The organism is Pedobacter sp. KH_004, assembly GCF_057840755.1.
Genome location: NZ_CM174519.1, coordinates 1,578,404 through 1,591,196 on the forward strand (window position 1 = coordinate 1,578,404; position 12,793 = coordinate 1,591,196).

The window sequence follows — 12,793 nt, forward strand, 5'->3', positions numbered from 1 at the left end:
GATCAAAGCAGATAGACGAAAATAGAAAATAAACAGACAATATGCGATTTAAAATAACTTCTCTTTTCCTGTTGTTTGTCTCGTTTAGCTGCATCGGGCAAGAAGTAAAACCTACAAAAATGGAAGAGAAAACGAGCACAGTTTCTGTAGAACCTTTAGGTTTAATTAAACAGCGTAAACCAGTTGGCGATTTTATTCCCGATTTTAATGTAGAAACAGATTTTCTAATTGCAAAAATTGGTAATCAGCAATACGCCATTAAATCTTCCGACTTAGTGCCATTAGTTTTAGATGTGAGTTGGATGAGCAGTATTCCAAGTTGGAACGCCTACATTAGTTATTACAAGGAAGGCAGAAATGTCTACACCAATGCGCAATATGTATTAAATATCGACCCGAAAAACCTCGACCCGAAAATTTTTAAAAAGCTTAAATACCATAAAGAAATTATTGAGAATGAAGCGAATTATGTAGCCAAGCGAAAAGAACTTGAAAAATCTAATGAAGGGAGATGTATGAAAGAAAACGTTCTTTATTGAACACGGGACGAGTAAATACTTCCTGTATTTTATTGCATATCCCTTTAACTCTTGCCGAATTAACGGCCTTGCCCTCAAAGTTAGCAGATTATGATCCTGCTGAATTTTATCGTGCTAATGGTAAAGAGAAATTCGAGAACAGTATTAGAAGTAGGACTATCGAATATAATCGTTGCGAACATTATTTTACAACAGCTGATAAAAACGAGAGAGTTTATGGAGGTTATAATGCCAACAACGAGGGACAGTTTCTGGTGCCGGTAAAAATTTATTGCAGGTTAACTATAGATGATTGTGTTGCAAAATTTGATGCCAAAGCGATGCAGTTGTTTTACGGCAAACCGATTGATATGTATCAATTAGCAGAGGGGAGAAATGAAGCGTATATTTTAGAATGGTTCGATTATTAAAAACGGTTGAATTCTCTAATAGAAAGGTATTGGTCATGTGTCCCGCTTAATTAAGCTAAGGTTTTTAAAGCGGTCGTCATTGTGAGGAACGAAGCAATCTCATTCCTGTTTAGCGTTCTACTTCCGAAAAGGAGATTGCTTCGGACGATGAAAAATTGACCCTCGCAATGACGAAGCTTTTTAACTTGATGACATTGAGGAGGAAGCAGCGAAGATTAAACAACATACACTGAAAAACAAACAATGAAAAAAATACTTATCATACTATTAACAGCACTGTCTTTTGAATTAAAAGCCCAAGATGCCAAAGTTACTTCAATTATAAATTTCACTGGATTAATCGATAAATATCCGATAGAAATGAAATTGGAAATGAACCAAAAGAACGATAGTATAGCTGGTGAATATTACTACAAAAAGAATGGCAATACCGAGAAAATAATTCTTGAGGGCAAATTAATAGATGGCGAACTAAACCTGCAAGAAAGCACCTACAACATCGCAAAGCGGAAATATGAAATCACAGGGAAATTCAGACTTAATTATATAGACCAGATTTATTTGAGCGGTAGTTGGCAAAAACCTGGTAAAAACGCAGCATATCTAACCGTAAAACTGACAGGTAGAGAAAATTTAAAGGCATTTAATCCTTCCAATTACGTTTTTCAGTACGCCAGAAATCGAGCGAAGATAGATAACCTTCCCGCCGATGCGCAATATTATTTCAATTTGGTTTTGCTTAAGGTCTTCGTAAACAAAAGCCAGCGCTGGATTTTTACAGATTTTCATGACGTTTTTATGAAAGAAGCCGAAGTTTTGCTCGAGGATCTGAATTTTGATGGTTACCTCGATATTAAAATTCCCATCTATTACCCAGGCGTAGCCAAAGGCGATTACTCTTTCTTGTATTTTATCTATCAACCCGAAAAACGTGGATTTACCCAAAGCAAACAGTTGAATGATTTAGGTGTAATATTTTTTGATGCCGTTAAAAAACAAGCCCAAACCATAGATGCAGATGGAAGCGGAAACGAAGGAACTCAATATTACCGCTGGCAAAATGGAAAACTGTTTCTGGTGAAAGAAGAACGGGTTTACGAAAATGACAGCTACACGCATTTAACCTATTACAAGATCGAAAACGGAAAATCTGTATTGGTTAAAACCGAAAAGAAAAAGTAAGGGGTTTAAGGCATTTATTTTTGCGAATAATAAATCAAGAGCAACACATTTATACAATGCTAGAGCGAATAATTATTATCTATAGAGAGAATAGAAAAGGAGGTTATCTTCAATAAAAAAACTCTCAAATATGGAAAATAACAAGGCAATTCAAACTGCTGAGCGAATAAAGTCTGCTGCGATCGGATTTATTGGCGCCGGAATATTTAGTCAGGGTACATTGTATTTCCAACCTCAATCAAACTACAACATTCCCCGTATTTTATATCCTGTATTTATTTATTTAGGAAATACTGGTCTGGCGGTAACAATGGTTTTGCTTGGGCTTGCACTATTGCTTTTCGGCCTTAGAAAATGGATGGGCCATGGAGGGAAAACTGGCTTATACGCGTTAGTTTCGTTGGCCTCGCTTGCACTGTTTTTCTCGATTTTAATTTTTACGGGAAAGAAAAAAACGAGTACAGAAGATTTAGTGAAAACTTCGGAAGAAAACCGACAAAAGGGAATTGATAAAATCAATGCCATGGAAAAACCGGATTTCGGTAATCCAGAAGTTGATCAGCATTTCGCTGCTTTCGAAACACTTTTACAAGAGTATTCAACTACCTTTAAAAATAAAAACAAAGCCGAAATTGAAGCAAAGGAACAAGCCTATATGGATTGGAGTAGTAGATCAGCAGGTTTAATTCAAAAGCTAGAATCGTCAGAACAGAAACAGCAGTTTGCCCTGTATTTGGCCAAGTTATCCATGAAATGGCAGGAAGTGAAGTAGATACAACCGTTTAACGCGTCATTCCGAACGAGTTTTCACGAGGAGGAATCTCCATGCTATGAGCACAAAATGGTGTTAAAGCAGTGAAAATAGGGAACAGATATCTCCTCGCTACGCTGCGTTCGATATGACGAGAGAGCCAAGCCAGAAACAAAAATTAACCTCCCCAAAAAATGCAAATCACTTTAAATTACGCTTACAATCAAGACCGGCTTAAACGAGCTTACCGCTTTAACGTTTTCCCAACGCCACGGGCGAAGTTCTTTTACTATTTCTAAGCTGTTTTATTTTTGGGGTAGGCCATTTCATACTTGTTTATATCTGAGCCATCTACATCAAATATCCTGCTTATAAAAGCTTTAAAAAACATAATACTAGCGACATGTTAATTTGGTTGTCTGTGCTGCTCGCTGTTGCACTAAATTATTATTACCTGCCAATCTATACTTTTAAACAAAGCCCGTTTTACAGAGGTAATTTTACCGTTAATTTATTAGAGGAAGGACTGGCTTACAAACAACAGATTTTTGAAGAAAAAATCAGAAGCGAAAAAGATGGCTTTGTTGATTGGGGAGCATTTACCAAAAAAACCGAAAACGATGAGTTTATCTTGCTATTCATCGGCAGAAAGCATTCAATTTTGCCCAAGTCATCGTTTTTAAGTATTGCTGAGTTGAAAGAATTTAGGTCGTTTTTAATGGAACAAAAACACATTAAAACAAAGAAGTTTAATGGAACAGAAATTTGGATAAATAACTAATGTGATGGCTATTTATAGGAAAAATATCTTAGTAATCTTACTGGCAATTGCCGGATTTACCTTAAGTATTGCCTATGGATATTTTTTTCGCAATTTCATCCATCAACCTGACTTCAAGTTGAAAGACAGCCAATATAAATTGCTGCCAGAAGGGGTAAAGACGGAAAGATACAGTGTGACTCGTCTTTTCGAAAATTCCTACAGAGATAATCTTTCGAAGCCTTATTATTTCGCTTCAAGAAAAAATATCATTTTTATTAAGCATGATGAAGATAAGAGGAAACAATCATTTTATAAATTAGATAGCTCAGGAAATGTGGCCGATAGCATTACGTTCAACAACGATTATAGTACTATTCTCCGTGGCGATTATATTTTGCAAAACACAGGATATTCAAGCTGGATATTAGATGGCGGTACGACCACTAAAAAATACATTAAGCTTAATGCCAGTGTTGACTGGACGGAAGATAAAGTTGAAGAGGAATTTTCCAGACTAAATCAAAAAGCGACAGACGTGTTCTATTTCAAATTCGATCGCTTATGGAAGTACGATGATCCAAATAGAAATCGTGAAATAGATAAGGCCATATTTTTAATTAACGGAAAATGGGTTGCACTTTATGGTAAGAAATTGTATGTAAATCTTGATGACCTTCCTGACGCTCAGCTACCAAATCTGGTTCCCGATAGTAAAGCCTTTGACAAATCCAACTCAATCGTCTATGTTGCTGATTATCAAAAAATAAACCGGGTAAAAGAAAACAACTGGTATGGGTTCGCTTACATCAATTTATTTTATAAAACAGATACAATTAAAATTAAGGCGAAGTTATTCCAGAATGAAAAGCCTAAAAACGATCAAGGGAAGTATCCCACATACAATTTTGGCTACTATAAACCTAAAAATCTGCCATACGCACTCCTCTATGAAGATGATGTTTATTATATAATTAAACCCAAAAATAGCAATGAAAATTAAGCTGTCATTTATTAAAGCCTTTTTAATTGCATTAACAACTACCATTGGTTTTCTGATTTATGTATTCATAAATCCTGAGTTAAATAGCGGTTATGGTGGCCTGTTTTTTTTAAGCATTAGCCCAGCTATATTAGTTGGTGTAGTGGTTTATTGTTATATCATTAAATTTTTCGATAATGCAGGTTTATTGGCGCCACATTTTATTTTTAGGTTTTCGGTTCCATTTTTAGTGATCTCGCTGGTGATTTGGATTGCTGTAAATACTGGAGACGATCCCCTGATCGAGGCTTTTCAACAATACAATTTCCATGATTATGTTAGTTACTTTTTTAATTTCGCTTTATCGGCTCTTTTGCCATTGGCAATAGTTTTTGCGGCCATTAGCGCAATGCTGGAGATAGGTAATAAAGAAGTTGTACAAAAATAAATAAGCAATAAAATGGTGAAGAAATATTTAATACTGTGCATGGTTTTTGGTCTTTTGGCTTCAAGTTGCCATAGTGAGCCAAAACCTATTGAAGCTAAGAAAAAAAGCAATATCAATGTATCTAAGTTCGACACAGCTACCAAAACTATTCATGTTTTTGTAGCGCTTTGCGATAACAAATATCAACGCATTGTTCCTGTACCAAAAGCCATTGGCAATGGACAAGATCCAGATAATAATTTGTATTGGGGATGTGCAAATGGAATCAGGAACTATTTCAAAAACAGTAAAGAGTGGAAGTTGCTGAAAACGCAAAAGTTGGATAAAATTAGGATGGAGCGTTTGGTTTTTAAACACGTTAACAAAAATTGCTACCTGGTTGCAGATGCGTATGACGGACAATTCATCAAAAAAACAACTACAGATTTTCTTTACAGTGCCGCGGGGCAGTTGAAAGACACCATCAACATAGACAAAACAACCATTGGGATAAACGGTAATGCAAAAATGGTGGCTTACATTGGCCATGATGGTTTAATGGATTTTCAGCTGAATGAAAATTTTAGCAACGCTGATGGCAAACAACGAGATGCCATTATTTTGGCCTGCATCAGCAAAAAATATTTTGAACCCCATTTAAGCCAGGCAAAAGCAAACCCACTATTGTGGACAACCGGATTAATGGCACCCGAAGCTTATACTTTGCATGATGCTTTGAGCAGTTATATTGCTGGTGGAACTGCCGATCAAATCCGCACCAAAGGTGCTATTGCTTATACCAAATTTCAGAAGTGCAGTTTAAAAGCATCTAAAAATTTATTGGTTACCGGATATTAATTAAGAGTTAAAAGCTCAATTAACCCTATGAAAGGATTCACTTTAATTTTGTTTTTATGCTATGCGATATCCACTTCAGGGCAGCAGAAAAAGGTTGTTTCAGTTGGGTTTACAGCCACTTATGATCAGCTTCCAAACATAAAATTCGAGCAAAGCAATCAGGCCGAATTCGATCAAATTAAACCAGCTAAAAAATTTTCAAAACCATTACTTAAACCATCAAAAACACATCATCTTATTCCAATTAAAGAAAAACTTTTCCAGTTAAAAAAGTACAAAGATTATGGGTTAGCAGGAGGTTTTAGCGGCTATGAGTATTTAGGATACTATTCAAACCTGAAAATGTATGCACTTAGCGATAATTCCACTGTAGAAAATTTAGGATTTGGCACCATGGTACTAATTGATAGTGTAACAGCTTACCAATACCAAATAATTTCAATAGGTGATGGCCCAGTAGAAACGCCCATTGCTTCCCCTAACGGCAAGTATTTACTTTACTTTTATAACTGGATTTACGACCCCAATAGTTGCTTTATTGGCCTGTTAAAAGTGGGAGATAGACAACAGCCACAAAAATTTTTGAGAGAATACTCGAGCTTCGAAACTAAAAATTGGGCAGTAGAAAAAATAAAATGGATCGATGATCAAACCTTTATTGTTAAAGCTTTTAAAATTGACAAAGCAAACGGAAGAACAAAATCATTTCTGTATTTTAGAAGCAAAATAGAATGAAGAATTTAATTATAGCAATAGTATTTAGCTGTTCTTTTATTGCATGCACTGAAAGTAAAAAAACAGAGAGCAAGACAGTTACAGTTGGAGATACCGCAAAGGTTTTACCTTCTAAAAAAGCTGAAGGAAAGATGCTCAATCAACATAAATTGATTGAAGAGTTGACGAAGCTACAATCTGCGCTAGAAAATAAAAATCCAGAAGAATTAGGGAACTATTTTCCGTTCCCCGTAAGAGATACTGCTTTAATTATTTCTGAGGTAAACCCAGATTTTGATCAACAACGGTCAGCCAATAATAATCAATTAACCAAAGAAATGTTAATCAACCACTTTTCAAGATTGTACGACTATTGGGATTTAACTGAGTTCTCAAATCTTTTCAAGCATTTGAATTTGAAAGAACTGGAGGATAAAGATAACATCAGTAATACCCATCATATCAAAGATGATGGCTGCTATTATATTTATTCCATTAAGGTGATAAATAAAGAAGTCATCATTTCTTATGGAACAAATTCTGATGATGCTTCCAGACAGCAACATCCAGATGAGGAAGAGGTTTGTGAAGAATACCAATGGACATGGATTTTTTTATGGGATGGTCACCGTCTTCAAGTTAAAAAACAGCTAATTGCAGGATAATTGACTTGCAGGCAGAATGATGTGTCGATACCTGGGCTGCATTGGTTATCGCTATTTATTGGAGGAGTTTGAGATCAATCCACTTATTGTTTGAATTTTGTAAGTAATACTTTGAATATTGCAATAGGAGACTAACAATTTGCCATTACTTTTGTTGAAGTATAATTACCTAAAATTTAGAAAATGATTGCAACAAAAGGATACGCGGCACAAAACCCAGGTACAGATTTAGCACCCTGGAATTTCGAACGCCGAGAAGTTGGACCACACGATGTTCAATTTGAAATTTTATTCTGTGGCGTTTGCCATTCAGATTTACACCAAATTAAAAATGATTGGTTTCCTGGAATTTTTCCGATGGTTCCTGGTCACGAAATAGTAGGTAGAGTAATAAAAGTTGGAGACCACGTAAAGAAATTTAAAGTAGGTGATTTAGCTGGAACAGGCTGTATGGTTGATTCTTGTCAGGTTTGCGAAAATTGTAAGCAAGATCTGGAACAATATTGTCTGGAAGGAAATACCCAAACTTACAATGGCTTGGAAAGAGATGGGAAAACTCCCACTTATGGCGGTTACTCTGATTCGATCGTGGTAAGAGAAGAATTTGTATTGCATGTATCTGATAAATTGGATCTTGCAGCTGTTGCTCCACTGTTATGTGCTGGGATCACTACATACTCTCCACTACGCCATTGGAAAGTAGGTAAAGGACATAAACTTGCCGTTCTTGGTCTAGGTGGTTTGGGGCATATGGCCGTTAAATTTGGTGTGGCTTTTGGTGCTGAGGTAACAGTTTTAAGTACATCGCCTAAAAAAGAAGAAGACGCGAAAAAACTCGGTGCTCATCACTTTGTGGTGACTACAGATGCTGAACAGGTTAAAGCGGCTACTGGAACTTTCGATTTCATTTTGGATACCGTTTCAGCGGAACACGACTTCAATATGTTTTTATCGCTACTTAGAACTAACGGTGTTCATATTTGCGTAGGTGTTCCACCAAAACCGGCAGAAATTGCTGCGTTTAGTTTATTAGGTGGTAGAAAAAGTTTGGCAGGTTCTGGGATTGGAGGCATTGCCGAAACTCAGGAGATGTTAGATTTCTGTGCGGAAAACAACATCGTTTCTGATATTGAAATGATTGATATGAAAGACATTCAGACTGCTTATGAACGTATGGAAAAAGGCGACGTTCGTTATAGATTTGTAATTGATATGGCAACGCTATAAAAAAATAGAAATTTAACCAAATAGCCCAGTAGATGTTAATTTACTGGGCTTTTTTCATGGCTAACATCTGTACTTTGGTCAGCACCAATTGTATTTGATTATTTTTCCGAAAGGTTGATTCACTTTAGCTAATCATTATTTTTACTCATTTTAATTGACTTTCTGTTAAATCTTTCGTTTCTTCACAAACCGATAAAATCCTAACCATAACCACGCCGGTAAAAGGCAATAAGCCAATGTTCAAATCCAAAGTAATCTTAATCCTATCGCTTCTTCTATCCGTTTATTTTCAAGGTTTAGCGCAAAGAAACCAAATCACACTTAACGATGGTTGGAAATTTTCTAAAGGCACTTTTGCCGATGCAGCTGCACCAGGTTTTGACGACAGTAAATGGCAAAGCGTTCGGGTTCCTCATGATTGGGCTATTTCTGGTCCTTTCGATAAGGAAATAGACAAACAAGTGACTGCCATCACGCAGAACGGTGAAACAAAGCCTACAGAAAAAACAGGTAGAACAGGTGCATTACCCTATATTGGGGAAGGTTGGTACAGAAAAAAACTTATTCTTCCAGCCGTTACTTCAACGCAAAAAGTGTTGCTGCAAATCGATGGTGCAATGAGCGAACCCCGGGTTTACCTTAACGGAAAGCAAGTAGGGCAGTGGAATTATGGTTACAATTATTTTTATATAGACATTACCAATGAACTAAAATCAAAAGATAATATACTGGCCATTCACCTTAATAACAAGCCAAAATCTTCCCGTTGGTATCCTGGTGCAGGGTTGTATCGCAATGTTCACCTCATTATCAAAGAAGAGAAAAGCATCGATCAATGGGGCATTACCATCACTACACCGGTGGTAGAAAAGGGATTCGCCAAGGTGAACGTAAAAACTAAACTAACTGGCTCGAACTTGCGCCTGGTTAATCAGGTTTTGGATAGTTCGGGTAAACAGGTTGCTGTAGATACTACAAAATCTTTTTTTGGACAGGAGGCAGATCAGAATATTAGCGTTTCCGAACCAAGATTATGGAGCCCCGAAAACCCATATCTATACACACTTGTTTCTACACTATACGATGGTGGCCAAATAAAAGATATTGTTAAAACTCGTTTTGGCATCAGAACCATTAGTTTTAAGGCCAATCAGGGTTTCAGTTTAAACGGACAAGTACGAAAATTTAAAGGCGTTTGTTTACATCATGATTTAGGTCCGCTCGGAGCCGCGATCAATGTGGCCGCGTTACGCAGACAACTAACCATCTTGAAAGATATGGGTTGCGATGCAATCAGGAGTTCACATAATATGCCTTCGCCTGAACAATTGGAGCTTTGCGATGAAATGGGATTTATGTTCCTGGCAGAAAGTTTTGATGAATGGGCAAAAGCAAAGGTAGAAAATGGTTATCATTTGTATTTCAATACTGATGCTGAGAAAGATATCGTAAATCTTGTACAGGCAAATAAAAACCACCCGAGTATTGTGATGTGGAGTTCAGGAAATGAAGTGCCAGATCAGTTTGGAGCCGAAGGGGTTAAACGAGCCAAATGGTTACAGGAAATTTTCCATCGTGAAGATCCCACTCGTCCGGTAACCGTTGGTATGGATCAGGTTAAGGCCACTATGCAATCGGGCTTTGGGGCACTTCTTGATATTCCAGGACTAAATTATCGGGTGCATCTTTACGAGGAGGCCAACAAGGCTTTCCCACAAGGTTTTATTTTAGGCTCTGAAACGGCCTCTACAGTAAGTTCGCGAGGAGTTTATAAATTTCCGGTAGTTAAGGCCAAAGATAAGCAATATGATGATTTTCAATCTTCATCTTACGATATGGAATACTGCAGCTGGTCTAATCTTCCCGATGATGATTTTGTGATGCAGGATGATAAGCCATGGGTGATCGGGGAGTTTGTATGGACTGGCTTCGATTATCTGGGCGAACCTACCCCTTACGACAACAGCTGGCCTTCAAGAAGTTCATATTTCGGAATTTCTGATTTAGCAGGTTTGCCAAAAGACCGGTTCTATTTATACCGAAGCCGATGGAACAAGACTAAACCAACATTGCACATACTTCCACATTGGAGTTGGGAAAATAGAACTGGAGAAACCACACCTGTTTTTGTTTACACCAGCTATGACAGCGCTGAACTTTTTTTGAATGGAAAAAGCCTCGGGATTCGTAAAAAAGACAAAACCTCTCCTCAAAACAGATACAGGCTGATGTGGATGGATGTAAAATATCAACCGGGAACGCTTAAAGTTGTAGCTTTCGATGCACAGGGTAAACCAGCTGCGGAAGAGAAAATAGTAACTGCAGGTAAGCCTTATAAGATTGTACTTACTCCAGATCGGAGCGTAGTTGATGCAGATGGAAAAGATTTGTCTTTTGTTACCGTTTCGGTCGTTGATAAAAACGGAAATCTATGTCCAACAGCCAGCCAGCAACTCAAGTTTGATGTGAGTGGTAATGGAAAATTTAAAGCTGTGTGTAATGGCGACGCCACTTCTTTAGAGAGTTTTGAGAAACCTACCATGAAATTATTTAGTGGAAAACTGGTTGTTCTGGTAGAGTCGACTGTTAATCCAGGAAAAATAAAATTAAACGTAAATGGTGGTGGTTTAAAGGCGGCGCAAACAGAAATTATTTCCAAAGTAAAATAGCTTTAGTTTGATTTTTTTTGATTCATTTGGACGGGTGGCTACAGGATGGTAAATAAAAATTGTTTCTGCATATTTGGTTGCAATTGAGTTTTCAGTTGTTTAACCAAATATATTTTTTCAGTACTGATTGTGGTCTGGACATTCAATTTATGAGTACAATAATTTTATTTGCGGATGATTTATGGACTAACTATGCCACCAATATCAGTGCGGATAAGATCGATTTAGGCATCGCCGGAAAAAAAACATCTACCCACGGAAAATAACCAACAAAAAGGCAAATGAATTTTAAAAAACTGATATTAATTAGCGGCGTTGTGTTTTTCTGCCACCAATTAAAAGCGCAAAGTACAATTGATTATAAGTTTGACTTTGGGCCAGGCAAGGCAGCAAAAAACTACATCAAAATTTTACCAACAACCAGCTTTTCAAATAATAGAAAATATGGTTTCGATTTTGATAGTAAGGTAGAAGGAATCGACCGGGGAGGCAAAAACCTGCTCAATGCCGATTTGGTTCGAAGCAATAAGCCATTTTATTTTTCGGTTGCGGTACCAGAGGGAAATTATAGGGTAACCTTAACATTGGGCGATTCAAAAGAATCGTCGTTAACTACGGTTAAAGCAGAATCCCGCCGCTTGATGTTAGAAGACGTGCAAACGAAACCAGGCCAATATGTGGTCAAATCGTTCATTGTCAATGTAAAAAATAAAAACATTAAAGATGGGAGGCTTGTCGGGCTGAAACCCCGTGAGCTTACCAAACTAGATTGGGACGATAAATTAACTTTAGAGTTTGATCACCAAACAGCATTAGCAGGCTTAGAAATTACAAAAGTTGAAGATCAGATTACTATTTTTCTGGCTGGCAATTCTACGGTTGTCAATCAGGAAAATGAACCTTGGGCCTCTTGGGGGCAAATGATTCCCCGTTTTTTTAAGCCTGGCGTTGCCATTGCCAACCATGCAGAGTCGGGTCTTACGTTGGGCTCGTTCCAAGGAAGCAGAAGGTTGGATAAAATTCTGAGTATTGCAAAGCCAGGCGATTACCTGTTTATCGAATTTGGCCACAACGATCAAAAGGAAAAAGGCATCAATGATGGAGCTTATAAATCCTATACGGAGCGGATGAAGACCTTCGTTTCGGAATTTAAGAAAATTGGTGGAATCCCTGTAATTGTTACTTCCACTAGCAGAAGATCTTTTGGAGTAGATGGAAAAACACAGAATACACTTGGCGATTATCCAGATGCCGCAAGGAAGGTAGCTAAAGAGGAAAACGTTGCGTTAATTGATCTTAATGTGATGACAGCCAAATTGTACGATGCATTGGGCGAGGAAAAATCTAAAAAAGCTTTTGTTCATTATCCAGCAAATAGCTATCCCGACCAAGATAAACCATTGGCAGACAATACACATTTCAACCCGTACGGGGCTTATGAAATTGCAAAGTGCGTGGTTTTAGGAATTAAAGCTCAGCAGCTTGGCATTGCAAAATATATTGTGAACGATTTTCCTAATTTTGATCCATCAAAACCAGATGACCCATCAGTTTGGAAATGGCCTGAAAGCCCTAATAGCAGCTTAATCAAACCTGATGGTAATTAATA

13 protein-coding genes are annotated in these 12,793 nt (G+C 37.3%); all 13 read left to right on the forward strand.

The genetic code is table 11. The features are described 5' to 3' along the window. Positions 1-119: 119 nt before the first annotated feature. The 13 genes from AC3ITD_RS06700 (at position 120) to AC3ITD_RS06760 (ending at position 12,791) form a co-directional block, all read left to right on the forward strand. Positions 120-539, forward strand: a complete 420-nt coding sequence (locus tag AC3ITD_RS06700; RefSeq protein WP_489365148.1) for a hypothetical protein — start codon at positions 120-122, stop codon at positions 537-539. Next, the gene (locus tag AC3ITD_RS06705) at positions 512-949 is read left to right on the forward strand and encodes a hypothetical protein (protein WP_489365150.1); all 438 of its coding nucleotides are present in this window, start codon (positions 512-514) and stop codon (positions 947-949) included. Before AC3ITD_RS06700 ends, AC3ITD_RS06705 begins: the two co-directional genes overlap by 28 nt. A gap of 243 nt (positions 950-1,192) precedes the next feature. Further along, positions 1,193-2,131, forward strand: a complete 939-nt coding sequence (locus AC3ITD_RS06710) for an XAC2610-related protein (RefSeq protein WP_489365152.1) — start codon at positions 1,193-1,195, stop codon at positions 2,129-2,131. Positions 2,132-2,261: 130 nt separating this feature from the next. Next, a complete protein-coding gene (locus tag AC3ITD_RS06715; RefSeq protein WP_489365154.1) occupies positions 2,262-2,903 on the forward strand; it encodes a hypothetical protein in 642 nt (213 codons plus the stop codon). A 382-nt stretch (positions 2,904-3,285) separates the two neighbouring features. Further along, a complete protein-coding gene (locus AC3ITD_RS06720; protein ID WP_265801346.1) occupies positions 3,286-3,663 on the forward strand; it encodes a YcxB family protein in 378 nt (125 codons plus the stop codon). A gap of 4 nt (positions 3,664-3,667) precedes the next feature. Continuing rightward, positions 3,668-4,645, forward strand: coding sequence for a hypothetical protein (locus AC3ITD_RS06725; RefSeq protein ID WP_489365157.1), 978 nt, complete (start codon positions 3,668-3,670; stop codon positions 4,643-4,645). Next, positions 4,635-5,072: a hypothetical protein gene (locus tag AC3ITD_RS06730; RefSeq protein ID WP_489365159.1), complete on the forward strand. Its 438-nt coding sequence runs from the start codon at positions 4,635-4,637 to the stop codon at positions 5,070-5,072. The genes AC3ITD_RS06725 and AC3ITD_RS06730 overlap by 11 nt, the downstream gene beginning before the upstream one ends. Positions 5,073-5,084: 12 nt before the next feature. Then, positions 5,085-5,909, forward strand: coding sequence for a hypothetical protein (locus AC3ITD_RS06735; RefSeq protein WP_265801349.1), 825 nt, complete (start codon positions 5,085-5,087; stop codon positions 5,907-5,909). A gap of 27 nt (positions 5,910-5,936) precedes the next feature. Then, entirely contained in the window at positions 5,937-6,644 is a 708-nt protein-coding gene (locus AC3ITD_RS06740; RefSeq protein ID WP_489365161.1) for a hypothetical protein, read from the forward strand. After that, positions 6,641-7,288 carry a hypothetical protein gene (locus AC3ITD_RS06745; protein WP_489365163.1) on the forward strand — a complete coding sequence of 216 codons (648 nt, stop codon included), beginning with the start codon at positions 6,641-6,643 and terminating at the stop codon, positions 7,286-7,288. Before AC3ITD_RS06740 ends, AC3ITD_RS06745 begins: the two co-directional genes overlap by 4 nt. A 183-nt stretch (positions 7,289-7,471) precedes the next feature. Continuing rightward, positions 7,472-8,515 carry an NAD(P)-dependent alcohol dehydrogenase gene (locus tag AC3ITD_RS06750; protein WP_489365165.1) on the forward strand — a complete coding sequence of 348 codons (1,044 nt, stop codon included), beginning with the start codon at positions 7,472-7,474 and terminating at the stop codon, positions 8,513-8,515. Positions 8,516-8,751: 236 nt separating this feature from the next. Further along, the gene (locus AC3ITD_RS06755) at positions 8,752-11,184 is read left to right on the forward strand and encodes a glycoside hydrolase family 2 TIM barrel-domain containing protein (RefSeq protein ID WP_489365166.1); all 2,433 of its coding nucleotides are present in this window, start codon (positions 8,752-8,754) and stop codon (positions 11,182-11,184) included. Positions 11,185-11,465: 281 nt separating this feature from the next. Continuing rightward, positions 11,466-12,791, forward strand: a complete 1,326-nt coding sequence (locus AC3ITD_RS06760; RefSeq protein ID WP_489365168.1) for a rhamnogalacturonan acetylesterase — start codon at positions 11,466-11,468, stop codon at positions 12,789-12,791. The last annotated feature ends 2 nt before the right edge of the window (positions 12,792-12,793 follow it).